The 25,036-nt window shown below is 66.2% G+C and carries 19 protein-coding genes; 8 read left to right on the forward strand and 11 right to left on the reverse strand.

Annotation, left to right across the window (positions count from 1 at the left end; all coding sequences use genetic code 11):
* Positions 1–148 precede the first annotated feature (148 nt).
* From KDW55_RS10225 to KDW55_RS10245, 5 genes are all read right to left on the reverse strand, one after another.
* Positions 149–2,323, reverse strand: coding sequence for an iron-containing redox enzyme family protein (locus tag KDW55_RS10225; RefSeq protein WP_069242059.1), 2,175 nt, complete (start codon positions 2,321–2,323; stop codon positions 149–151).
* A gap of 183 nt (positions 2,324–2,506) precedes the next feature.
* Positions 2,507–3,505, reverse strand: a complete 999-nt coding sequence (locus KDW55_RS10230; RefSeq protein WP_059545138.1) for an SGNH/GDSL hydrolase family protein — start codon at positions 3,503–3,505, stop codon at positions 2,507–2,509.
* Positions 3,506–3,605: 100 nt separating this feature from the next.
* Positions 3,606–3,938: an AzlD domain-containing protein gene (locus KDW55_RS10235; protein ID WP_038570122.1), complete on the reverse strand. Its 333-nt coding sequence runs from the start codon at positions 3,936–3,938 to the stop codon at positions 3,606–3,608.
* On the reverse strand, positions 3,928–4,659 hold the full coding sequence (locus KDW55_RS10240) for an AzlC family ABC transporter permease (protein ID WP_197416238.1): 732 nt from the start codon (positions 4,657–4,659) through the stop codon (positions 3,928–3,930). The genes KDW55_RS10235 and KDW55_RS10240 overlap by 11 nt, the downstream gene beginning before the upstream one ends.
* Before the next feature lie 46 nt (positions 4,660–4,705).
* Complete coding sequence (locus KDW55_RS10245) at positions 4,706–5,020, reverse strand: DUF2917 domain-containing protein (protein WP_038570117.1); 315 nt, start codon at positions 5,018–5,020, stop codon at positions 4,706–4,708.
* 134 nt (positions 5,021–5,154) lie between these two features.
* Between KDW55_RS10245 and KDW55_RS10250 the strand changes: the two genes are divergently transcribed.
* Positions 5,155–6,564 (forward strand): PLP-dependent aminotransferase family protein, encoded by a 1,410-nt coding sequence (locus tag KDW55_RS10250; RefSeq protein WP_059545119.1) that lies wholly within the window; start codon positions 5,155–5,157, stop codon positions 6,562–6,564.
* Positions 6,565–7,030: 466 nt separating this feature from the next.
* Positions 7,031–8,200, forward strand: a complete 1,170-nt coding sequence (locus tag KDW55_RS10255; RefSeq protein WP_038570114.1) for a zinc-dependent alcohol dehydrogenase — start codon at positions 7,031–7,033, stop codon at positions 8,198–8,200.
* 160 nt (positions 8,201–8,360) lie between these two features.
* Here KDW55_RS10255 and KDW55_RS10260 read toward each other — a convergent pair whose 3' ends face one another.
* Together KDW55_RS10260 and KDW55_RS10265 are read right to left on the reverse strand one after the other, a co-directional pair.
* Complete coding sequence (locus tag KDW55_RS10260) at positions 8,361–9,374, reverse strand: hypothetical protein (RefSeq protein ID WP_212197937.1); 1,014 nt, start codon at positions 9,372–9,374, stop codon at positions 8,361–8,363.
* A gap of 108 nt (positions 9,375–9,482) precedes the next feature.
* Positions 9,483–10,718 carry a S53 family peptidase gene (locus KDW55_RS10265; RefSeq protein ID WP_038570108.1) on the reverse strand — a complete coding sequence of 412 codons (1,236 nt, stop codon included), beginning with the start codon at positions 10,716–10,718 and terminating at the stop codon, positions 9,483–9,485.
* Between the two features lie 654 nt (positions 10,719–11,372).
* Here KDW55_RS10265 and KDW55_RS10270 point away from each other — a divergent pair.
* The 4 genes from KDW55_RS10270 (at position 11,373) to KDW55_RS10285 (ending at position 13,846) form a co-directional block, all read left to right on the forward strand.
* The gene (locus KDW55_RS10270; RefSeq protein ID WP_038570105.1) at positions 11,373–11,564 is read left to right on the forward strand and encodes a hypothetical protein; all 192 of its coding nucleotides are present in this window, start codon (positions 11,373–11,375) and stop codon (positions 11,562–11,564) included.
* 522 nt (positions 11,565–12,086) lie between these two features.
* Positions 12,087–12,530: an Hsp20/alpha crystallin family protein gene (locus tag KDW55_RS10275; protein WP_212197938.1), complete on the forward strand. Its 444-nt coding sequence runs from the start codon at positions 12,087–12,089 to the stop codon at positions 12,528–12,530.
* Positions 12,531–12,566: 36 nt separating this feature from the next.
* Positions 12,567–12,986 (forward strand): Hsp20/alpha crystallin family protein, encoded by a 420-nt coding sequence (locus tag KDW55_RS10280; RefSeq protein ID WP_038570101.1) that lies wholly within the window; start codon positions 12,567–12,569, stop codon positions 12,984–12,986.
* 617 nt (positions 12,987–13,603) lie between these two features.
* A complete protein-coding gene (locus KDW55_RS10285; protein ID WP_212197939.1) occupies positions 13,604–13,846 on the forward strand; it encodes a hypothetical protein in 243 nt (80 codons plus the stop codon).
* A 267-nt stretch (positions 13,847–14,113) separates the two neighbouring features.
* On the opposite strand, the gene KDW55_RS10290 is transcribed toward KDW55_RS10285, so the two are convergent.
* Positions 14,114–17,728 carry a YadA-like family protein gene (locus KDW55_RS10290; protein ID WP_212197940.1) on the reverse strand — a complete coding sequence of 1,205 codons (3,615 nt, stop codon included), beginning with the start codon at positions 17,726–17,728 and terminating at the stop codon, positions 14,114–14,116.
* 1,104 nt (positions 17,729–18,832) lie between these two features.
* On the opposite strand from KDW55_RS10290, the gene KDW55_RS10295 reads away from it, so the two are divergent.
* The gene (locus KDW55_RS10295; RefSeq protein WP_212197941.1) at positions 18,833–19,645 is read left to right on the forward strand and encodes a response regulator; all 813 of its coding nucleotides are present in this window, start codon (positions 18,833–18,835) and stop codon (positions 19,643–19,645) included.
* A 29-nt stretch (positions 19,646–19,674) separates the two neighbouring features.
* Here KDW55_RS10295 and KDW55_RS10300 read toward each other — a convergent pair whose 3' ends face one another.
* Both KDW55_RS10300 and KDW55_RS10305 read right to left on the reverse strand, forming a co-directional pair.
* Positions 19,675–21,870 (reverse strand): TonB-dependent siderophore receptor, encoded by a 2,196-nt coding sequence (locus KDW55_RS10300; RefSeq protein ID WP_212197942.1) that lies wholly within the window; start codon positions 21,868–21,870, stop codon positions 19,675–19,677.
* Positions 21,871–22,073: 203 nt separating this feature from the next.
* On the reverse strand, positions 22,074–22,979 hold the full coding sequence (locus KDW55_RS10305; protein ID WP_069242421.1) for an AraC family transcriptional regulator: 906 nt from the start codon (positions 22,977–22,979) through the stop codon (positions 22,074–22,076).
* 121 nt (positions 22,980–23,100) lie between these two features.
* On the opposite strand from KDW55_RS10305, the gene KDW55_RS10310 reads away from it, so the two are divergent.
* Entirely contained in the window at positions 23,101–24,009 is a 909-nt protein-coding gene (locus KDW55_RS10310) for a LysR family transcriptional regulator (RefSeq protein ID WP_069242051.1), read from the forward strand.
* A 408-nt stretch (positions 24,010–24,417) separates the two neighbouring features.
* Here the strand turns inward: KDW55_RS10310 and KDW55_RS10315 are convergent, their stop codons facing one another.
* Entirely contained in the window at positions 24,418–24,831 is a 414-nt protein-coding gene (locus KDW55_RS10315; RefSeq protein ID WP_212149011.1) for a DoxX family protein, read from the reverse strand.
* Positions 24,832–25,036: the final 205 nt, after the last annotated feature.

Genomic DNA, 25,036 nt, shown 5'->3' on the forward strand with positions numbered 1-25,036 from the left:
CGCGGTGCGACTCCGTTCAGCGATCGCCTTCGAGGCTGCCGCGCCGGCTGATGTCCGCCGCCGATCGTCTCCCCCAGCGAATCGCTTTCGTTGTGTACGTGGACAAGCGGCATCGCACGGCCTCTCGGATTCTCGGCCGGCGCTCCGCTCATGCGGCCCGCCCGACCGGCGCATGATGAAACAGGTCCGACGCGGACGACGCAGCGCCGGCGGCCGGCGCGACACGCGTCCAGCGCCGCACGCCGAGCTTGCCGAGCCAGCGTTCGCGGCGGCCCGGCACAGGCGCGAGCGACTCGTAGCCGACGCGGATCCGCTCCCAGCTTGCGGCCGTCGCGCCGGCGCCGTGCGCCGCCGTCTGGCGCATGTACGCGTCGATCGCATCGACCGCCCACGCGGAATGCCCGGTCGATACGTTGTCGATCGTGTTGTGAAGATCGACGAACTCGGTGCTGAAGCCGTAGTGGCGCAGGAAACGGCGCGCACTCCGGTAGCTGCCGCCGACGCCCGACAATTCCATCGCAAGGTTCATCCCGAGAATCTCCGGCATGAACGTGCGCGGCAATTTGCCGAGACACAGCCAGTACACGGGCAGGCGGAACGACTCGTCGCGAAAGCGCCGATCGTGCGCGAACGCGCGGCTGCCGGTCGGCGGCAATTCGATGCCCATCTCGCGCAAACCGTCGCGATAGATCTTCGGGTGGTTCAGCGCGTGAAGACCGTTGCCGAGCTCGTCCCAGTAGGTCTGGAACAGCGCGAAGCCGACCTGCGACGCCGCGAGCCGCCAGTCGCTGAAACCCTGCAGCCAAGAACCGTCGATCAGCGTCAGCGGCGCGAGCTGCAGCGTCGAGTCGATCACTTCCTCGCGCGTCGGCAAGTTCGCCGGATCGCTCTGCTCGAATTCCAGCCCGTGCCGGTCGTGCTGCTCGAGCAACCACGCGCGCAATGCGCCCGCCCGCCAGCTTGCTGGCAGTCCGCGATCGGCACGGTGCAGCGAGCGCTCGGCGCGCGCCAGCCAGTCACGCGCATAGCGCTCCGCGAGCTGCCGCGTGCGCGGCGCAAGCGCCCTGCCCTGCAGCACGAAATACAGTTCGCGCAGGCTCGACGGCGCGTTGCCGAGCGTCGGGTCGTCGACGGCGAGCGACAGCACGGGTTCCGGTGCGGTTGCGGGCATCGCCGCGCGCGGGGCGACGATCTGCGTGTCCGCCGCATCGGCAAGCGAATCGATCCAGCGGCGGATGATCGCGACATCGGCGTCGCTGAACACGCGGAACATCCGTCCGCCCGGGCCGATCAGCGTCGTCACGAGCGGGCTGCGTTCCGCGTGGCCGGGCACGACGAGGCGGCTTTTTGCGAGCGCGTCGACGAGCGGCTCCGGATCGCGCAGCGCATCCTTGAACCAGTCGGACAGCACGCGACCGCCGAGCTTGTATTCATGGTGATAAACCATCGCCTCGCGCGCGCGCTGCTGCATCAGGCGTGCCATCGCGAGTCGCGGCGATGCCGCACACGCGGCTGCGCGTTCGATGAATCCGTCCCACGCGCGCAGCGCGTCGAACGTCCATCCGAGCATGTGCTCGATGCGTTCGCGCGCCGCCGTGTCGTGCGCCGCATACTGCTCGGCCGCCCAACGCGACTGCGCACACGCGTCGAGCCCGTCCACGCGGCCGACCGCCGTGCGCAGATCGAGTGCGCGCACGTCGAATGCATGCGCCGGCACGTTCGCGAGCGCGTCCCAGCACGGCAACAGGCCGACCGAACGGAACGCCAGATCCACGGCCGCGAGTTCGGGGCCGAATGCGTCCGCACGGCGGCTCATTGCGAGCAGCAGCGCGGGCAGGCGGAACGCTTCGTCGTCGATCGGCGCGAGCGTCGACAGCTCGAACGGCTCGAGCGCGACGTCCGCGAGCGCGGCGTCGCGCAACAACGCCTTGAAGCGGTCGTAGCGCGACGCCTCGGGCCGGCCGACGCCGACTTCGCCCGCATGCAGCGCCATGATGCGCAGATGCGCGTCGTCCTCGAATACGCCTGGTGCGCTCATGCCTTGCAGCCATGCGCCGAGCACCGACGCGAGCGGCGCCGATTGCACGAGGATCGCGCCGGCGAACGCCGAGCCGCCGCCGGTGCGGTGCGCGTCGTTCGCGAGTCGTTGCCAATCGCCGCGGCGCGCGTCGCGCCACGCGGCAATCTCGCCGGCACGCGCAGGAATGTCCTGCGGACGCCGGCCGGGTTCGACGGCGCCCGGTTCCGCGAGTCGCGCGCGGATCGGCCGGTCGTCGAGAAAGGCTTCCGGATCGGTCGCCAGTCGATATGTGTCACGCCACATTTCGGGCCTCAGAAGGATGCAGCAATCCGGACGGCTGCCCGTGCAGCCGCCTGCTCGTCACGCGATGCGCGTGCCGGGATCAGAACATCGGGTAGATCGACGAATCGGCCTTTTTCTTTTTCTTGCCGAACAGTTGGCCGATCCGGGAGAAGAGTCGCTTGAACAGATTCATGGTCTGCTCCTTCAGATGACGTCGAGAATGAGCTTCGAAACGAAGTCATGCCCCTGGTCGGTGAAATGGATGCGATCGACGAACAGCCACTGGTCGGGCTTCAGCGCCTCCGCGATGAACGGCGTGATGTTGACGAATTTCACGCCGAGCTTCGACGCGCCGTCGCTCAATTTCGCCGCGTACGCGTTGCACACGTCGCGCGTGAGGATGTCGCCGTACACGTCGCTGAAGCGCCCTGCGCGGTCCAGCTCCGCGAACAGCGCCTCCTCCTGTGCGCTGCCCTTCGGGCGGATCCATCCTGCGAGCGGCTGCAGCACGAAGGTCAGCTTCGCGCCGAGGTCCGCCGCCAGCGCACGCCACACGTCCAGATGACGCAACGTGAGATCTGCCGCGTAATCGATCTGCGCGTCGAGCGAAGGCGGCGGCTCGACCGCCTCTTCCACGTCGCCTCGACCGAACAGCGACAAGCCCCTGCGACGTCCGGCCGGTTCCGGACGGAACGCGTCGAAGAACTGGTTGCAGTTGAAGAACGCCCCGTGTTCGAGCCGGTTCTGGCTCGGCTGCCGCGCGAGCCCGAGGTTGTTGAAGCCGGAAAACAGCACGATCTCCTCGATCTTCGGCAACAGGTGGCGATACAGCGTGAACAGGATCAGTTCCTGCGTGGAGTTGAAGCTGCGCCCGCCGAAGTTCAGCCACGGCGCGCCGCGCCGGTCGTTCTCCGACAGCCGCGACGACAACGTCCAGCGATCGGCGCTCGCGCCGATGCCGAACACCGTCGAACTGCCGGCGAGCACACGGGCGGAATGGATGCCCGCGTGATCCGCGACCGAATAGCGGACGCCGCCGCGCTCCGAGTAGCGGAATCCGCTCGCATCGGTGTTGACGACCGGCGAGCGATGCTCCGCAGGGTGAAAATACATCAGATACGGCAACCAACGGACTTCTCCACTGTCCGTGAATTTCTTCTCGTAATCCGCCATTTGCGGCGTCAATTCCTCGCGAGCATTCATCAGCATCTCTCTAGATTGTTATTTCTTATTTATCAAGCACGGCCCATGATCCATTAAATCCAAATCGAATGCAAATGGATTTTTGGCGAATCGGTTTCAATCAATTAAATACAACGAAATTCACCGCGAATATATAAGACGCGAGCCCGGCGCCGATCGCCAATAGCGCGTTCCTGGACTTCCAGTAAATCAGCACCGACAGCGCGAGCGCCGCCAGGTCGGGCAGACAATATGGATAACGGGTCACGTCCTTGTCTTTCAGCGTATATAACACCAGCAGGATCATGACACCCGGCGGCATGCATTCGCCAAGATATCGGAGGTATCCGTTTTTTTCAAGACGCTTCATCAACAAAATCGGCGCATAACGCAAACCAATCGTGACAACAGAAATCGTGATTATTACGGAAAATGCGCGCAAATCATTCGTCACTTTCTTTTGCTCCGTAAATGTAAAGCAAAGTCAGTATCGCGAGATAAACCAGCAGCCCGGCGAACAGGAACGATTCGCGATACAGCCATTTCTCGCTGGCGAATGCCGCGGCGCTCGCGAGCGCTGCGGCGCCGATCAGCAGTGCGGTGCCCTTCGTGCGCACCGCGTCGACCGCGAGGATCACGAACATCGACGTCAGCGCAAAGCCGAAGCCCTTGATGCTGCTCGGAATCGCGAGGCCCGTCAGCGAGCCGAGCAGTGCGCCGCCGACCCACCACACGTGGCTGATGATCTGCAGCGCCGTGATCTGAAAGCCGTTCAGCTTCGCGCCTTCGCCCGCCGACGTGATCGCGTACGTCTCGTCGGTCAGTGCGAACACGCCGTACACGCGTTGGGCGAACGTGCGCAGCCGCGGATACGGAAACGACAGCCCGTAGAACACGTGACGGAAATTGACGATCAGCGCGGTCAGCGCAACCTGCGGCAGCGCCATTCCGGAGATCATCAGGCTCACCGCGAGAAACTCGATCGAGCCTGCGAAGATCATCAGTGCCGACAGCGGCGCCCAGTACCACGGCACTCCGCTCGTCACGAGGAACACGCCGAACGCGATCCCGAGCGGCACGTACGCCATCGCCACCGGGATCGACAGACGGAAGGATTGATAGAGCTGCTCCGACTTCGGCAGCACCATCACGAACGGCTTGGATTCGACACTCACGCTTTCCGGTTCTCCATCGTTCGACGGCGCCGCTGCGCGTTCGCCGTCATCGCCCCCTAAACAGCATGCGCAGCCGCGATCCTGTCTGCACACGCGCCGGCCGCTCCTCCGCGATCGCGATTTCGCTGCCGCCGATTCCGCTCACCCAGATCGTCGAATGCGGCGCGAGATCGAACCTGTCGTTCTCGCGCAGCCAGAAGTCCCTGAGCACGTCCGGCACCGTCACCCACACCATGCCGCGGCGCACGACGAGCGTCTGGCGCGTGTCGGCGTCCCAGCGCGTGGGCGTGCCGTCTTCTTCCAGTTGGAACAGCCGGATTTCCCGCATTTGGTCCTCCTTGCCGGTCGGCTCGACTGCCACCTTTCCGAATGCCTGCGGTGCCGATTATTCGGCTAGAATGCGACCGTTGGAATGAACACAACCGAACAATCACCCCCAAAGTGTTCGGTGGTTTTACTGAACACTTTGTCCGCCCTCACTCACGGTGGTGTCGAATGAAACTTGCGCTCGATACGACGGCCGGCGTCCCGCTGAACGAGCAGCTGGCCCGCCAGCTGGAACAGATGATTCGCTCGCGGCATTTGCGCAGCGGCGTGAAACTCCCGTCGATCCGCAAGATGGCGGCCGACCAGCAGATCAGCCGCTTCCCCGTCGTCGAGGCGTACGACATGCTGGCCGCGCGCGGGCTGATCCGGCCCCGTCATGGATCGGGGTTCTATGTGACCGACCGGTTCGACACGCATGCGCACGCCGGCGGCACGGATCCCCGGGTCGCGGAGGAGGAATCGAGTCACATCCTCGGTCAGTTCGCGGCGACGGACGATCGCGTCAAACTGTCGAGCGGCTTCATGCCGGCGGCATGGCGCGACGTCGACGGGATCGCGCAGGCGGTGCGCCACGTCGTGCGCAGCGACGCGGCGAACCTCGTCGACTATGCGCAGCCGCAGGGCGATCCGCTGCTGCGCGAGCATCTGAGCGGCCACGTCGCACCGCTCGGCATCAACGCGCAGCCGCAGCAGATCCTCGTCACGCACAGTGCGAGCCAGGCGCTCGATCTCGTCGTGCGGCTGATGCTGAAGCCGGGCGACACGGTGTTCGTCGAGGATCCCGGCTACTTCAACCTGTTCGGTCTGCTGAAGTTGCATGGCGTGAAGCTCGTCGGCGTGCCGCGCCGCGCGACCGGGCCCGACGTGGAAATGGCCGAGGCGCTGCTGCGCGAACATCGTCCGAAGCTGTTCTTCGTCAATACCGTGTTCCACAACCCGACTGCGACGAACATCGCGCCGCAGGTGATGTTCCGGCTGCTGCAGCTCGCGCATCAGCACGATTTCACGTTCGTCGAGGACGACGTCTACGCGGACTTCGAAGCGACGCCGTCGCAGCGGCTCGCGACGCTCGACCAGCTCGAACGCGTGATCTACCTTGGCGGGTTCTCGAAGGCGTTGTCGTCGTCGCTGCGGATCGGTTACCTGGCCGCCCGCCCCGATCTGATCAAGCCGCTGATCGAACTGAAGGCTCTGACCAGCATGGGCGGCGCGCGCATCGCAGAGAGCATCGTCGCGCTGCTGCTCGAGCGCGGCACGCACCGCAAGCATCTGGAGCGGCTGCGCAGGCGGCTCGCGCAAGCGTCCGCGAATGCGGTGACACGGTTACGGCAAGCGGGGTGGCAAGTGTTCGAACAGCCGAGCGGCGGCATGTTTCTGTGGGCGTGCGTTCCGGGCGTCGAGGATTCGGCGCTGCTGTGCGATGTCGCGCGCACGTTCGGGCTCGATCTCGCGCCCGGACGCGAATACCGGCCGAACGGCGACACGACGCCGTGGGTGCGCCTCAACGTGGCGGCGGCAAGCGACCCGCTGGCCGAGCCGTTCATCAACGCGGCAGGACGGCTCGCGCGGCGCAGCTGACAGGCGGGCGCACCGCTCGACCGCGGTCGAACGCCCTCGAACGACGGCGCCCGTGCGGATGCGACGACGACGTCATGCGTCGCGCCGGCGCCGCTGGCCCGCGACACGTTCGCTCGCAGCGGTGCGCGCGAACGCCGCCGCCGGCGGCGCCGTGTGCGACAGGAGCATGCGGCGCCGCGTCCGCCTGCCCGCCGCACACCCGCACGGCAAACTTGATTCCATTTTCCACGGCTCCGCGCTGCGCCAGAGAACACGCTGAAACACCGGATCTCGCCCGCGGACGATCCGGTTTCGCGCATCGCTGCGTGCGAGGCCGATGACTTCTCATCGAATTTCCAGCGCCCCGCCCTGATTCTCGACGACGACCACGCTCGCCGCCGACGGAGCGCGCACAGGGGGTACGCGCCTTGCGCGCGGATCTCTTCGTTGCGGTCGCCGGTGCGGCCGCCATCTGGAGAGACCCGCCATGAGAGCCTTGCGTTGGCATGGAAAACACGACATCCGGTGCGACACGGTTCCGGACCCGATCATCGAGGATGGCCGCGACGCGATCATCCGCGTCTCGAGCTGCGCGATCTGCGGCTCGGATCTGCACTTGTTCGACGGTTTGATGCCGACCATGGAGCACGGCGACATCATGGGCCACGAATTCATGGGCGAAGTCGTCGAACTCGGCAAAGACAACACTGCGTTGAAAATCGGGCAGCGGGTGGTGGTGCCGTTCACGATTTTCTGCGGCGAATGCGACCAATGCCGCCGCGGCAATTTCTCGGTATGCGAGCGCAGCAATCGCAACCGGGACAAGGCGGCCAAAGCCTTCGGCCACACGACCGCCGGGCTGTTCGGCTATTCGCACCTGACCGGCGGCTATCCGGGCGGGCAGGCCGAGTACGTGCGCGTGCCGTTCGCGGACTGCACGCACATTCCCGTCCCCGACGGCATCAGCGACGAGCAGGTGCTGTTTCTCGGCGACATCCTGCCTACCGGCTGGCAGGCCGCCGTCAACTGCGAGATCGAGCCCGGTGACACGGTCGCGATCTGGGGCGCGGGGCCAGTCGGCCAAATGGCGGTCCGCAGTGCCGTGCTGCTTGGCGCAAGGCAGGTGATCGTCATCGACCGCGTACCGGAGCGCCTCGAAATGGCGCGCAACGGCGGCGCCATCGCGATCAATTTCGAGGACGAGAGCGTGATCGAGCGCCTGCAGGAGCTGACCGCCGACAAGGGTCCGGAGAAATGCATCGACGCGGTCGGCATGGAATCGCACGCGACGCGCTCGATCGACGCTGCGTACGACAGGGTCAAGCAGGCAGTCATGCTGGAGACGGATCGCCCGCATGTGCTGCGCGAGATGATCTATGTGTGCCGGCCAGCCGGCATCCTGTCGATTCCCGGCGTATACGGCGGCGTGCTCGACAAGATTCCGTTCGGCGCCGCAATGAACAAGGGACTCACATTCCGCATGGGGCAGACGCACGTCAACCGGTGGAGCGCCGACCTGCTCGACCGGATCGAGCGCGGCCAGATCGATCCATCGTTCGTCATCACGCACTCCGTACCGCTCGAACAGGGTCCGGAGATGTACGAGACGTTCCGCGACAAGCGCGACGGCTGCATCAAGGTCGTCATGAGGCCGTGACGCGGCGTCGACGCCGTCGGGCGGCGACTGGCGCCGTCCGACGTCACGACCGACAGCCGGACGATTCCGGTTCACGGCCGCGCGCGCCGCCTGCGCGGTGCAAAACGTGCGTTCCCGGCCGTTGAAGCGTGGATATGGACAAATCGAAAGCGTCGAGCTGCTAGAAATTCCGCGCCACGCCGACCATGAACATGTCCTGGTCCTTGTCGTTGCGCGTCGCGACGCGATTGAAGCGCAAGCTCGCCGCCCAATCATTCGTGACCTGATACGTCAACTGCGCACTGAGCAGCGCGTTGAGTCTCGTCCTGCCCGATGTCTCGTCACGGTCGTGCGACAGATACGGACCCACGCCCGCCGACAGCGTCCACTTGCTCCGGATCGGCGCGACGTACCAGAACTGCGCTGCGACGCCCCGCCGGCCCGCAACACCGTTGTTGCCTTCGTAGACGAAGCTCGCCGAATAGGCCCATGCATTGCCGAGCGGGCGCTTGACCTCGACCATGTAGCCCTTTTCGATCGGCACCTGCGGCCGGTTCGTCTGCGACGTCCCGGCCCACACGCTTACCTGCGTCTTGCCGTCCGACAACGCCGGGCCGGGATCGCCGCCAAAATCGGAGCCGACGCCGAACAGCACCGCGTCGGAATTGAAGCCGCCGAACATCTGGACGTGGTTGTACTGCAACTTGAGAAAAAAGCGATTGGGCACGACGTAATACCGCACCGCGGCCGACGCACGCACACCCCAGCGCTTGTCATTGCGCGCCTCGTTGTCGACATGCGTGGTGTCCATGCTGAAATACGGCCCGGCGGACAATTCGAGCGCCACGCGATTGCCGACCGGCCAGCGAAACGAGCCGAGTGCGGCGAATCCGTCGCGGTGGTGATCCACCGGATGCCCCTCATTCACATACGCGAGGTAGACCGACAGGTAGTCGTTCAGGACGTCGCCGAAGCCGACCTCATACGCGCGCCAATGCATGTCGCCGCCCTCGGTCGAGCGTCCGTCGCCAAATACCGCGTACGCATTGAGCGTTCTTTCCGATGGCTTGAAGGCGATCGGTAAGCTCGGCGCATTGTCCTCGGCGCGCACGTGGCTCGGACCGGCAAGAATTGCCAGTACGGCAACCGAATTCGTGACGATGAAGCGTGAATAGACGCGACGGCACTGTCCCATTTGCCTACCCTCACCTTGATCACCGCGATTGCCCGGACAAGCTGATCGCGATTATAGGGGGCGAGGGATCACGAAACCAGCCCGCGTTCTCCCGCGGGTGCGCAGGCGTCACGGCGCGGCAATCAATGCCTGCACCAGATTGGCGGCCATCGGCCGGCCGAGACCGGTCACGTAGTCGTATCCGGCCGCCGCATTGCAGAGCGTGCCGCACACGCCGTTCGAGCCGCTGACGATATCGCGGAAGTTCGCCGCGTACGCGCTCGATGCGAGCCCGTACAGCACGGTCTGGAGCGCGCCCACCGCGTTCAGCGTCGTCTTGCCGCGCGCGATGCGCACGCCGTTCGCGATCGCGACCAGTGCGGACCATTGCGGCGCGCCCGCGCTCGTGCCACCGACGACGAACCAGCCGCGCTGCCCCGCATAGCCGTACGAATCGTAGACCGCGAAACCGGACGCGGGGTCCGCATCGTAGGCGACGTCGGGCACCCCACGCAGCCCGAGCGCGTCGGACGGGATCCCGAAGTTCGCCTGATACGCCGGCGCCGGCTCGACGGCGCTCTGTCCGCCGCCGCTGCCGGCCCACGCCGATTCGCCGGCATAGCCGCCGCTCGCATCGACCGCGATCGACGTGCCGCCGACGCTCAGTACATACGGCGACGCGGCCGGATAGTCGATGCCGTTGCCGCCATCGCCGGACGCGGCAACGAACGACACGCCGTTCGCACTCGCGAACTGGCCGTCGAATTGCGTTTCGGCGAGGAATTCGGCGCTGCCCCAACTGATCGACACGACCTTCGCACCCACACCGCCCGGCGCCGTACTCGTCGCAAGTCCGACCGCGCTCATCAGGTCGTCGAGCGAACTCGATGCGGCTTCGACGAGCACGATCCGCGCGTTCGGTGCGATCGCGTGTGCCCACTGCACGTCGAGCGAACTCTCGAGCGCCCAAAGTGCGTCGGGCTGCGGCGGCCGCTTGTCGGGTGTTGCGTACACCTTCGTGAAGCAGCGCGGCGATGCGCACGGCGGCAGCCCGAACGTACTGCTGAACGAGCGCAGATCGGCTTCGACATTCGGGTTGTCGTACGCATCGACGATCGCGATGACCTGATCGTCGCCGCCGTAGCCGCGCGCCGGCAACGGATCGAACCCATAGAAACGGCGGATCTGCTGCGGCGACAGGCCGACAGGGTTCCGTTTCGCGGCACCGTGCAGATGCAGCGGCGGCCGCGCGAAACCGTGGGGCGCGCGCGACGCGGATTGCGCGAACGCCATCCCGCACATGAGCGCGACGCTCGCCGATACGATGAACATGCGCATTGCATGCGCAAACGAAGCGCGCTTCATGGTGTCCCCCCGTTGAGCAAACCAGCCGGCGCGCGTCAGTGCACCTTCGCGCTCGTGAACGACAGCGCGTTGCAGGTGCCGGCGATGACGAGCCAGCCGACCGGATCCGTGCTCACGACCGTCGCACGCCCGCTTTTCACGCTCGCCTATCGATTCGTCCAATCTTCCCGGCGCGCGACAACGATCGTTTTCAGCCAATCGATCAAGCGAGCAACGTGCCAGTCGCGCGATGGCATTGCCGGCACGGCTACCGGCCCCGGCAAGCGCCGGGCACGCGAGAATCGCGCGGAAAACGTTGCAGCGCCGATACGGCGTGACAGAGCGAAATGGGATGCAGCGCGCGGAAACCGCCTCGCGGGACGATGTGATGCCGTGTCGTACGGCGCGGCATCGCGTTCGACCACCGGTCGTTCGTCGCCGGCATGCGTCTGAGCGTGCGATACGGCGACGAAAAATGATTCTGACGTGTAACGCTCCGGTCTCGCGCCCCGATGGGCTCGCAGCCCGTTTGCCGACCCGGCGATGGCGAACGTAACGGGAACTGTCGGCCACGGGCCGGGGCGTAGGATCCCGGCCGACTTGCACGAGCGCGCGGCCCGCGGCTTGCTCACGTGAAAGATGCGCAACATCCGACGTTGCGATCAGGAGAGCAAGATGACCAGTCAACAGCAACAGCCCGGCAAACAGACCGATGAAAAGAAGCCCGCAGGGAAACCCGACGACGGGCAGTCGACGTTCGAAACCGACATCTCCGAAACCGGCGACGACGGCACCACCGTGCGCCAGGCGGAGGTTCGAGAGGACGACTTGTCCGAAGTGAAACCGCCCTCCGGCCCAAGCCGTTGAGCAGCCGGGAGCGGGGCAGCGCGAGCGGCGCCCCCGCTCGCACGCGACGCCGTTTCTTTTCTGGTGGCGTTGCAAATTCCGCCTTCTGCCCGCATCGGGCACCGCCCGCGCGGTCGTGGGCGACGTTCGATGCGCGGCGGTCGGAGGCTGCGCGGCAACCGTCGAAGCAGCCGGCTCGTGCGGTGCGGCGATAGGGCGACGACGGCGGCATGATTGCGGAGCGCGTGCCGCCCGCCCTCGCCGACCGGCGGCGCGGGCCATAGGGTCGAAGCCAACATGCGGCCGCTTCCCGGGGCTTGACGGTGCGACGCACGCCGGCCCGCGTCGATGCCGGCAAAATTTCCGCGCACGGCCCCCCTTGAAATTCGTTCGGCCCGTCCTATTTTATGTATCGCTCAAGGCAGTCGCGGTTTTCCCGCGCTGCGTGTTTCGATTTGTTTATCAGCGAGCCTGTCGCGGATCGACGAACTGGAGCGCGTAGTCCGGTTCGTCCTCCGCAGGACGCACAATCAGGAGCGAGTCATGAGCGATCCCTTCTTTTCCTCCGATCTGCTGGCCGAATTCGACCGCTTGCAGCGGCAGATGGCCGGCATGTTCACCGGCTTTCCGGCAAGCCTGCGTGCGCCGCGGCCCGGCGCGTTTCCACCGATCAACATCGGCAGCACCGACGACACGATCGAGATCGTCGCATTCGCGCCGGGGCTCGATCCCGCGAAGATCGACATCTCGGTCGATCGCCGGCTGCTGACGATCAGCGGCGAGCGCGTGTCGCCGAACGACGACACGGCCGACGGCGAGCGGCGCGTCTATGCGAACGAGCGCTTCATGGGCACGTTCCGCCGCGTGATCGAGCTGCCGCAGCAGGCGGACTCCGACAAGATCGAGGCGCGCTATGCGAACGGCTGCCTGACGATCAGTATCGGCAAATCCGAAGCGTCGAAGCCGCGCGCGATCACCGTCCAGTAACCCGCACCACGTCACGAACGCATGACGGAGGACATCATGAGCGAAACCACCGATCTGACCAAGCGGCCGGCGGACACGCAAACGGCCGTGACCCGCGGCGAGCCGGCTCAGCGCGACACCGCGCATGCCCGCATTGCGCCGCCCGTCGACATCGTCGAGGACACGCACGGCATCACGTTGTATGCCGATCTGCCCGGCGTGCCGCGCGACAAGCTCGACGTGCGCGTGCATGACGGCAATCTCAGCATCGAAGCGGAAGCCGTCATTCCGATGCCGTCCGGGCTGCGTCTGCAGCACGGCGAAGTACGTCACCCGCACTTCGCGCGCGCGTTCACGCTCAGCGCTGATTTCGACGTGTCGCGCATCGACGCGCAACTGCGCGACGGCGTCTTGACGCTTAAGATCCCGCGCCGCGAAGAAGCGAAGCCGCGACGGATCCAGGTAACGGCCGGGTGAACGGATGCGCTGGAAACGTCTCCTGCGTTCGGCGCGAAGCTGGCTTGCGCCGCATCGCAAGCCACGTGTTCGCGTTCGTCGGCGGCGCACGCGGTTCGCGCCGAACCTCGGTCGCGATCGCGGCGAGCGCGCTGTCATGGCAAGTGCGCGTCGCGTTCGCTACACACTGCGTACGCGTAGCGTGGATGCCCGGCACGGCCGTCAGTATCCGCTACGCGCGGCGCCTCGCACGGGCGGCCACGTGGCGGCGAACGACGTCTCGCTGCACGACCGCGCCGCGCCGCGTGGCATGCGTGCGGTCGCTGGACGCCTGAAGCATCCGCGCCGACGGACGGCAACGCACACCCCGGTGCTGCATCACGTGTCGTTCTTCTGCACCACGGCGCCGCACACGGGTCGACCGCGGGCGGCAGACCGCAGTGACCGCCGCTCGCCGATGGCGGGCGAACGGCGGTCGGGCCGGCGTCGCATGACGGCAGGTTTGCGACTCGCCGCGTGATCGGCGGCGCACTCGCGCGGCATGTGCCGACGGCACGGTTCGCGTGCACGTGCCGGCCGCAAACCGAGCCGGGACGTGCGCGCCGCAACATTTCACAGCTCGTTGCAGGAGGTGCCAGATGCAAACGGACAAGATCATCGAACATCGCGGATACGAGGTCCGTGCGGTTGTCACCGACACGGAAACCGGCCGCTATTCGGCGGCGGCGATCGTGACCGATCGCGACGGCGAAACGCGCACGCTCGGCGTCGACGGGGATTTTGCCGATACCGACGAAGCGTACGACCAGGCGCTGGAGCTGGCGCTCGCATGGATCCAGCAGCGCGCCGTCGTATCGGATCGCTACGTCAAACGGAATTGAACCGCGTCACGTCGGCGCCCTGCTCGGCCGCAACGGCGAGCGGGCGCCGCACGTCGGCAGACGCTCGCTCCTGGCGGCGAGCCGGCGCGGGCGTACACGTGGAGCAGTCCACGTGCACGACGATGCCGCGCGGCAGCCATCCGCATCGTCATACGACACGACGGCGGCCCGAAGCCGACGTGCGACCTCGGGCCACGCATGCCGGGAAAGCACGGTCGTCACTGCATGCCCGCCGCTTCCCCATCCGTCAATGCTGGTCGGCGTACGTCAGAACTGGTAACCCGCGCCGACCACCGCACCGAAGTCCGACCGCGTATTGCCGGTCACCGACGCCTTGACGACCCAGCGGTTGTTCTCCGTCACGTACGAATACCCGGCTGCGAACCCCTGCTGGCCATGATAGTTGGACGTTGCCGCCGACACCACCGAGCGCCCCGCACCCGTCGGCTGCGGCAAGCCGGCCACCGCCATCGCCGACGCGACGCCGCCGTACATGTCCTTCTTCAGGTCGTTGAACGAGTTGTACACCTGCCCGATGCGCTGGTCGGTGTAACCCTTCGCCTGTGCCGACGCCGCGCCGATGTTGTCGTTCAGCTGCTGCACGTTGACCGCGTCGGTCGGCGCCGTGCCGGCCGCGACGTTCGTGATCTGCCGCTCGCCGCCCTTCGCGCCGACCGAGAACGAATTGTCGCGATCCGCCACCGAACCCTGGCCGACCGCCACCGCGTTCTTGCCGGTCGCGGTCGCCGTCGAACCGATCGACCCCGCGTCGGCACGCGCGATCCACGTCGCGTTCGCATCGGTAGCCGCCGCGCGCACCTTGTCGTTTGCCGCCGCCGTCTTCAGCGCATCGTTGAACTGCGCCATGTTGACCGCGTCGTTGGCATTCACGCCCGCCGCCACCCCGGTCAGCACGCGGTCGCCGGATGTGCCGGAGAAGTTCACGCTGGTGCCGCCGGCATCCTTGCCGACCGTGATCGCGCCATTCGCGTCCTGCTGCTGCACGAGCCCCGCCTTGCCGTTCGCGATGTTGGTCACGTTGCTCTGCAGATTCGCGATATCGGTCGTGTTCTTCGATACCTGCTGGTTCGTCGCGTACAGTTGCGAGCCGTTCACGGCATCCGTGCTGGTCGCGCTGAGCGTGCCGGCCTTCACGTTGGTGATGCGCGTGCCGCCTGCGCCGCCGAGCGTGATCGAGCCCTTCGACGCATCGTCGTACTGCACCGCGAGCGCGCCGAGCTGATCGAGGTTCGACTGCACCGACTTCAGCTGCTTCACGTTGACCGCATCCGTGTCGTCGGCGCCGGCCGCGACGTTCTTCAGCGCGACCGCCGCGTTCGGGTTGCCGCCGCTCAGCGATACCGAATTCAGCCGGTTGCCGTTGCCGTCGACGTCGTACTTGACGACGTTCTTCACGGCCTCGCCCGTCTGGTTCGACACTTGCGTGATCTGCTGCTCCAGATCCGACTTCACGCCGTACAGCTGGCCGCCGTTCACCGCGTCCGTGCTGCCGGCCGCGACGTTGCCGTCCGCGACGTTGCTCACCTTCGTCGGCACGCCGCCGCGCGCGGCGCTGTATGCGCCGAGCGTCGGGTCGAACTGCAGCGCATCCTTCTGCAAACCGGCGATCGCGGACGTATTGACGGCGATATTGGTTTCGGCGTCGCCGATGCGCGTTTCGTGGTTCTGGAGCGTCGTCGTGTTGCTGCCGACGCGGCCGTCGAGGTTCGTCAGCGCGTCGCCGACGTTGTTGAACGAATCGCCGCCGATCTTGTACGACGGTGCGGTGATCGATCCGTCGGTGTTCGCGGTCGCGCCGCCGCCCAGCGCGGCGGCCGTCCCGCCGATCGCACGCCGCAATTGCGCGCCGTTCACCGCGTCCGTGCTGCCGGCCGCGACGTTGCCGTCCGCGACGTTGGTCACGCGCACCGGCACCCCGCCGTTGCCCGCGCCGAGCGACACCTGGCGCTGACTCGCATCGTCGTACTTCACCGCAAGCGCGTCGAGCTGGCTGGTGCCATCGTGAATCGCCGCCTTCAGCTGGTCGACGTTGACCGCGTCGGTGCCGTTCTGGCCAGCCGCGACGTTGCCGATGCGTTGCGCGCCGTTGCCGCCGTGGCTCGCGTCGTAAGCGCCGAGGTTCGCATTCCATTGCAACGCGTCCTGCTGCAGCGCTGCGATGTTGCCGGTATTCGTCGTCACCTGGTCGCCGAGCTTCGTCACGCTGTTGCCGACGTTCGCGATCGACTGGTTCAGCGTGTCGGTCGCCTTGCCGAGCTGGCCGACGTTCACCGCGTCGTTCGCGGCGACGCCGTCTGCGACGTTGTGCACGCCGACCGGCGCCGCTGCGCCCGGGCCGCCGAGCGTGACGCCGCCGTGCGTATCGTCGTCGTACTGCACCGCGTTCTTCGTCGCATCGCCGATCTGGGTCGCGATCGACGTGCTCAGGTTGCCGATCGTCGTGTTGACGCTATTGGTCACGCTCGTGCTGAGCGACGCGAGGCCGCTGCCCAGTTGACCGACGTTCACCGCATCGTGCGCGGCGACGCCGTCAGCGACGTTGTGCAGCGTCGTGCCGTTCGGGCCGGCGAACGTGACCGAGTCGAAGCCGCTCGGGCCGTCGTATTTCACGTTGCGCGCGTCGGCCGCCTGCAGGCCGTCGATGTTCGACACGGCCGTGCTCAACGACGCGTGGATGCCTGTCACGTTGTCTTGCAGATTCGTGATGTTCGCGGTAGCCGTCGACAGCGACGTCTGCAGCGGTGCGACGCTGCCTTTCAACTGCCCGACGTTGACCGCGTCCGTGTCGGCGACGCCGGCCGCCACGCCGCCGATCGTCGTGCCGCCCGCACCGTCGAGCGCGATCGCGGCATGTGCGTCGTCGGTGTATTTGACGACGTTCTGCGTCGCCGTCACGATGCTCGTGCTGAGGCTGTTGCCGACGTTCGTCACGCGCTGGTCGACGTTCGCGATCGACGTCGACAGCGTGTTGCCGACCGACGTCACGCGTGCGTCGACGTTCGCAATGCCGGTGCTCAGTGCGCCATTCACGTTCTTCAGCTGCTGGACGTTGACCGCGTCGGTATCGGCCGCACCGGCCGCAACGTTCTTGATCTGCCGCTCGTTGCCGATCGAGCCGAACGAGACTGCACCGCCGACGGGCGCCGCCGTGCCGCCGAACACAGGCGTGCCGCCGTTGTTTGCGCCGACGCTGCCCGAGCCGATCGCGACCTCGTTGTTGTCACTCGTCTGCGCACCGGCGCCGATCGCGACGGACTGCGTGCCGCCGGCGCGCGTCTGCGTCGCCGCGTCATACGATGCGCCGTTCGATACGCCGTCGCTCGTCGTCGGATTCGCGCCACCGATCGCGATCGAGCGGTCGCCGCTTGCAAGCGCCGAGTGACCCAAAGCGATCGAGCTGGTGCCATGGGCGTCCGCGACGTTGCCGAGCGCCATCGAGAAATCGCCGAGCGCGGCCGACTGGCGGCCCATCGCAAGCGCCGTATTGCCTTGCGCTAGCGCGACCGTGCCGATCGCCGTTGCCGAGTTCGCCAGTGCCTGCGCGCCGACACCGATCGCGATCCCGCCGCCGCTGCTGCTGCCGCTCTTGCTGCCCGCGTTCGACTGATCGCCGATCGCAATGCCGCTCGAACCGGCCTTCGCATTCGTGCCCGACGTGAAGTTCGTCGTGCTGGTCGCGACGAACGTCCCGTTTTTCGTCGCGATACAGGCCGGATTGGTGCCGTCGATGCACTGCCCGTTCAGCGCGTTGTCCGGGTTGCCACGATCGACGAAGTTGTCGGCGTGCGCGGCCCCCGCGACCAGCACACCCGCACCTGCGAACATCGCGGCGACGAGCGCCGAAATCTGGTTCCTCTTCATTTTCTTCTGCTCCGTTTTTTGCGTTCTGGTTGAATATGGACTACTTACGTTTACCCACAGCTTCAGCTTCGACCTCCCGGCGAAACCGGCCACATCCCGCGCTCCGCCGGCGTCACGCCGATGGCGAAGCAAGAGCGCCGCGCATGTCGACAGGACGCACGCGTCCCGCGGGCAACCTGCATCATTGCCGGCCCGTTCCGATCATTCGATCGACACATTAGGAATACATATTGACCAGCAAAGACGAATTCGCCCCCGGGTCGAATCTCGCGATTCAATCCGTCAATATGAACATTCCGATTTCGACGTCGCGCTGACCGCGACCAACCCCGTCTTTCTTATTTCACCGTTTGCCGCTGAATCGACCGATTTGCGACAGCGCATCTTTCATTTTGCCTGCGCCACCATCTCTGCAATCTTTTGCGTCGCAAATCCGATCGCTCGCGCATCAATTGATGCGAGGAACTCGAATCGCGCAACGTCTTTCATGGCAAACCCACCGATGCGCCCGCCTGATCCATCCGGCATCCAAAGTTCGGACGAATTATGGGATACGCATCGAAGTTAGAGAAGGCGGCATTCTTTATAGATTGTAAATTCCAATGTTTTCAATCAGTTACCGCACAATTACTGCGCTTGCAAACGATTTACCATATTTTCACTTAATAAAAATGTTTTCCGGACCGGCCAAACACTTTGCCGTAGCGGACTGCATTTTTGGCGGTTTTAGAATATTTAAAAAATAGGCCAGCACGACCCGGCATTCGGCGCGGAACGGCCGAAAAATTCACACCGACCGTAAAAATATAAACTGCAGGAATGGCGGATCGTGATATGGCGTGATTCGAAATATCGCCCTACAATTCCGCTCGCATCGATTCCGCCCGCGGCATTCATTCGCGTCCGTATCGGCCGGCGATCGGAACGACAAGCACCGGGTATTGCGCCGCACCTGCCTGCTGCACAGGCCGGCGACGTCCGCTTGTCGACGCGAGCGCGCCATGCGCTTTCGCGAAGTCGTAGCGCGGTTTCCGACGCCGTTACCGAACCGGAATCGCGTTCGCATTGGAACGCTTCCCGCAGCCTTTCTCGAACAGGTGCACGATGTCTCCTCCGAGCTCCGCGTTGACCGACGCCCATATCCTGATCGTCGACGATCAGCCCGACCCGCTGCGCCTGTTGGCCGATATCCTGCGCACGACGGGCTGCCGGATCAGCGTCGCGTTCGACGGTGTGCAGGCGTGCGAGCGCGCGCAGGCGCTCGTGCCCGACCTGATCCTGATGGACGTGCGCATGCCGCGCATGGACGGATTCACCGCGTGCCGGAGGCTGGCCGCCGATCCGCTGACGAATGCGATTCCGGTGATTTTCCTGACAGTAGCCGGCGAACTGCACGAGCGCGTCGACGGGCTCGATATCGGCGGCGTCGACTATATCGTGAAGCCGTTCGAGCCGGCCGAGGTCGTCGCGCGCATTCGCGTGCAGTTGCGCGGGAGATGTCCGCCGCCGGCGGTTGCCGAACACAGACGCACGCCGTTTGCGGCCGGCAACGCCGACGACATCATCGTGCGCGCGGCGCTGCGCCATCTGTCGCGTTCGCTGAGCGATCCGCCGACGGTCGAGCAGCTGGCGCGCGCGGTCGGCACGCACGAGAAGCGGCTGTCGCGCGCGTTTCGTGACAACCTCGGGCAAACGGTGTTCGAGTACTTGCGACACGAGCGCCTGCGAATCGCGCAGGATCTGCTGGATTCGACGTCGCTCAGCATGGCAAGCATCGCAAAGGAAATCGGCTTTTCCACGGCCGCGAATTTCGCCACCGCGTTCCGCGAACGCTTCGGCGTCACGCCGACCGAATGGCGGCGCGAGCGGCAGGCCGCCCCGCGCCCGGCCGCCGGCAAACCGCCGCGCGATGCGTAGTCATGCGCGGCGGGAACGCGCGGCTTGGCCTACCAGTTGTATTTCGCGCTCGCGAGCACGGTCCGCTCGTTGCCGAACACGCATACCGTGTACGACGTGCAGCCGCTGACATAGCGCCGGTCGAACACGTTCGCGACGTTCAGCGCGAACCGCCAGTGACGCACGTCGTAGTGCATCGCCAGATCGTACAGCGTGACGCTCGGCACGGTTAGCCCGTTGTCCGGCGCGCCGGCCAGTGCGCTCTGGTAACGCACGCCCACTCCGATTCCGGCGCCCGACAGCGCACCGGTGTGCCAGGTCCAGTCCGTCCATAGCGACGCCATCTGCCGCGGCAGCGGCACGGCCACCGGCCAGTTGTTCAGCGACGCATCGTTCGCCTGTACGTTCTTGACGTCCTGATAGACGTACGACGCAACGACCGACAGTTCGCGCGTCATGTTCCCGACCGCGCTCAGTTCGATGCCGCGCGAGCGCACCTTGCCGGTCTGCACCGACGACGTGCCGGTCGGGTCGAGATTCGACGGCGCCGGCGTCACGACGTTGGTTTGATCGATCCGGTACACGGCCGCGGTCAGCATCAGGTTGCGGCCCGGCGGCTGCCAGCGCAGCCCGGCCTCGATCTGCTTGCCGCGAGTCGGCTGCGGCAGGCCGCCGCCGTACATGCGCACGCCGATCACCGGATCGAACGACGTCGAGTAGCTCACGTACGGCGATACCCCCCCATCGCCCTGATAAGTGAGCCCGATGCGGCCGGAGAACGCGTCGACATCCTGACGCGTGCCGGTGCCGGCGGCGCGGTCGTCGTAGCGCGCGTTCACGCGATCCTCGCGGCCGCCGAGCGTCAGCGTCCAGCGCTTCCAACGGACCTGATCCTGCGCGTACACGCCGAACGTATTCATCGCCGTGTACTGATCGACGTGCCCGAGCGACGTCGCCCCCGAAAAGATCGCGGTCGTCACCGGTCGATAGACCGGGCGATACAGGTTCAGCGACGGCGCGAGTGCGAGCCACACGCTGTTGGTCGTCGTCTGCCGGTCGAACTGCAGGCCGAACAGCAACGTGTGTTCGACAGGACCGGTGGCGAAGCGGGCCTGCGCGCGATTGTCGATGTCGAGCCGGCTGTAGTTCAGCTGGAACAGCCCGGCGGTGCGCTGCATGTTCGTCGTGCTGCCGGGTGCGAACCCGTTGCCGAACACCGTCGCGTCGTCGAGCGACAGGTGCGACCAGCGCACGTCCTGGTGCAGCGTCCAGATCGAATTCACGCGCTGGTCGAGCGCATAGCCGAGCGACCACTGCTTCTTCAGGTAGTCGTTGAACGCCGGGTCGCCCATGTAGATGTCCTGCGACAGACGTCCGTTCCGATTCGGCAACACCGTGCCCGACGCCGGCAGGTAGTTCGACGAGATGTCGCCGTGATCCTGCAGGAACGACGCAGCCACCGTCAGCGACGTGTCGGACGTCGGCCGCCACCGGAACGACGGCGCGAGCGCGACACGCCGATCGGCGTTCGGGCCGGTCCATGCGTTGCCGTCGCGCGCGACGCCGACGAAGCGGTACGCATACTTGCCGCCCGGATCGAGCGCATCGCCGATGTCGAGCAGCGTCTCCTTGCGCGCGTAATTGCCGATCTGCACCCCGGCTTCGCGAACACGCTCGCCGTTCGCGAGCTTCGTATGCGCATCGACGATCGCTCCCGGCTCGCCCGCGCCGTACAGCACCGACGTCGGGCCGCGCAGTACCGCAATCGAGTCGATCGTGTACGGATCGACGCGCCAGTTCGCGATGACGGCCGCATTCGGCGCCGGCACGCCGTCGACATACAGCGTCGGCGTGAAGCCGCGCAACGCCGCATACCAGTCGGTGCGGCTGTCGGCCCCGAACGTCGCGAAGCCCGGCACGTAACGCAACGCCTGGTTCAGATCGGTCGCCCCGGTCATCTCGATCTGCTGCGCGGTCACGATGTTGGTCGTCTGCGGGATTTCGGCGATCGGCGTGTCGGTCTTCGTCGCGGCCGCACTGCGCAATCCGACGAGGCCGACCGACGCACCGCTCGCATGGCCCGTCACGTCGATCTTCGGCAGCAGCGTCGCCGCGTCTGCCGGCGGCGCCGACGTCGCATTTGCGGCCTGCGTCTGCGCATGCGCGCCGCCGGCGGCCGCCGCGCACAACGCTCCCCCGGCCGCGAGCGCGATTGCGCGCCGCACCGAACCTGTCGTCATCTCCATCGTTTCGATATTCTCGGTCGTGCTGCGTTCGGGCCGCGCGCCCGGTCTTGCTTCATTGCCGGGTTCGGCGGTCTTGCGGATCTGTCGCGTGCGAATGCCGTGCGCGTGGATCGATTGCCTCGTTTGCGCGCGCGTGAATGATATCGGCGAAACGCCGCGCGGTCATTACAACGGCAAGCGTGCGCCGGGATCCGCCCACGCGGTCAGGTGTTGTCCGCGCGCCAGCGGCGCGGATTGACGCCGGTCACGCGCGTGAACGTGCGCGAGAAATGACTCTGATCGGCGAAGCCGCACGCGAGCGCGATCATGCTCAACGGCAGCTCCGGATTGCGCATCCATTCCTTCGCGCGTTCGACGCGCTGCACGATCAGCCAGCGATGCGGCGGCAGCCCGGTCGTCTGATGAAACGCCTTCACGAAATAGCCGCGAGAGAGCCCGCACGCACTCGCGACGTCGGCCAGCCCGATGTTCCCGTCGAGATGTTCGAGCAGCAGTTCCTTCGCGCGACGCGCCTGCGACGGCGTGAGCTTGCCCGGCTCCGGTCGCCGCCGCTCGCCGATGCCGCCGTACCGCTGCGCGACGTGCGCCTGGAACGCGAGCCCGACATGGTCGATGAACATCTGCGACGCCCGGTCCGGGCGGGCGAGTGCAGGCAGCAACGACTGTCCGAGCGCGTGGATGACCGAGTCGTGGGTACTCAGATGAGGCGGCAGATACAACTGAGGCCGTCGCCCGCCGCCAAGCTCATCGGCCGTTTCCTCGAGCGTGTGCCGCGGCAGATGGAAATGGAGGCAATCGAACGTCCCCTTCAGATCGGCCACCCAGTTCCGGTCCAGATCGTGGATCGTGACGGTGCCAGCGCTGTACGGCACGAACGGTGCGCGACGGCCGTCAAGCCACAGGTCCTGCTCGCCGAACGGTCGCAGCTGCAACACGATGAGGTCAGAGTTCTCGAGCTCGTACGGCGCGGTCAGCCCCATGTTCCTGCGCAGCGTCTTCAGGCGGACGATGCCGATTTGCCCCTTTGGCAATGCCTGCGCGACGACGGTCTGCCTGACGTCGGCCGGGATGAAATCCGAGGATGGCGTGTCTGACTGACGGGCGGTCATGGTGACGTTGAGGCGGCGCGGCAAGTGACGACGCTCGCGAGTCTAGCAAATCGCGATGACGCGCCCCCTTGCTTCGCGCGCACTGATATGATGCGCGAGCCGCCCTCTATCTGAACTCGCGATGAAGCTGTCATTCGAAGCGCTCGAAGCGCTGGATGCGATCGACCGGACCGGAACGTTCGCCGAAGCCGCGGAACTGCTGCACCGCGTGCCGTCCGCACTCACCTATCTCGTTCAAAAACTGGAAAGCGATCTCGGCGTGATGCTGTTCGATCGCAGCGGACGGCGCGCGAAGCTCACGCATGCCGGCCGCATCGTCGTCGAGGAGGGCCGGCGCTTGCTGCGCGCGGCCGAACAACTCGAGGTGAAGGCGCAGCGCGCGCAGGAAGGCTGGGAAACCGAGGTACGCATCTGTATCGACGAGATTCTGCCGTTCGATGCGTTGTGGCCGTTCGTACACCGCTTCTATGCACTCGAGATGGGCACGCGGCTGCGGCTGTCGACCGAAGTGCTCGGCGGCACGTGGGATGCGCTGATCTCGCGCCGTGCGGATCTCGTCGTCGGTGCCGCAGGCGAGCCGCCGGAACTGCCGAACATCATCGCGCGACCGATCGGCTCGCTGAAGCACATCTTCGCGGTCGCGCCGAGCCATCCGCTCGCAGCGCTACCCGAGCCGCTTTCGAGGACGTCGGTCGTCCAGTATCGCGGCGCGGTGATCAGCGACACGTCGCGCGAGCTGCAGCCGCAGTCGGTCGCGATCGATGCGGGCCAGCCGTATCTCGCGGTGCCGACGCTTGCGGCCAAGCTGGACGCGCAATGCGAAGGGCTAGCGGTCGGCACGCTGCCGGAATGCATTGCCGCACGCGCGATCGCCGACGGCAAGCTCGTCGCTCGCCGCGTGACCGGCATGCGCGATACCACGCACTGCTATCTCGCATGGCGCAGCGACGAGGCCGGCCGCGCACTCCACTGGTGGGTCGAGCAGCTCGACCGCCCCGATCTCGTCGATTGCTTCACGAAGCCCGCCTGAACGCTCCGCGCGCACACCCGCGTGCGCGCCGCAAAACCCTCACCCGCGAATCTCCGAAGCGTGCCGGCCCGCGCGCGCCGTATGGGCGACTACGGAGCCCGGTCGGCATGCACCTTGCAGATCGTTCAAGCCGCTTGGGACTTGGGCTCGTGCGTGCCTTGCCGTAGCGATACGACGCCGACACGCAACAGCGAGCCGGCACGGGTGCACACCCTGCCCCGCCGTGCCATACCGACCGCGCCATCGAGCAGCCGCGCCCCGGCACGCGCATGTGACGAAATCGGCCAGCACGATCGGCGCACCGCAGCGTGCCGGGTCTGGAAGTGTCGACATATCGGCACGAAAGCGAAGGCGGCGTGACGGCCGGGCCGTCGCTACGGGGACGGAATCGTGCGCGCCGCCGACGCACTATCCGCGCCGGCGAACGATGCTCGGCAGCGCATAGCGGCCCGCGCCGGCGATCGCGACGGTGCCGAACAGGATCAGCAGCATCCACGCGAACTGTGCGTCGCGCAACGACCAGTCGGGATGGACGAACACCAGCGCAACGAGCGTGACGATCATCACCGGGAGTGCGGCGAGCCTCGGGTACAGGCCGACGATCATGAAGACCGGGCACACGACTTCCGCGAAGATCGCGAAGAGGATCGACAGCGTGCGGCCGAGATGAAACGGATCCTCGATCGCGGCGGCTTCGGACGTGTAATGGAGGATCTTCGGCAGGCCGTGAACCACGATCAGCAGCACGCTGGCGGCAACACGCAGGAACAGCAGGCCGAGGTCGGTCGCGTGGCTGGAAAGGTCGGAACGGGCAGGATTCATGCGGCAGTTCGTCGGTTGAGCGGGATGCGCGGTGACGCGCGCGCCGGGCGTCGTGCCGCGCCGGCATTCAGCAGGGCGCGCGATGTCGGCTGGTGCACCAGCGCGCACGCACGCGTGCCGGCACCATCCGTTCCCGAAATCTACGCGCGCCGCGCGCGCGTGTCCTGTATCCGCGCTGAAACGTTCTGAAGCCCGAAATGCATGG

Source organism: Burkholderia sp. AU19243 (genome assembly GCF_018148075.1).
GTDB classification, from domain to species: Bacteria; Pseudomonadota; Gammaproteobacteria; order Burkholderiales; family Burkholderiaceae; genus Burkholderia; species Burkholderia latens_A.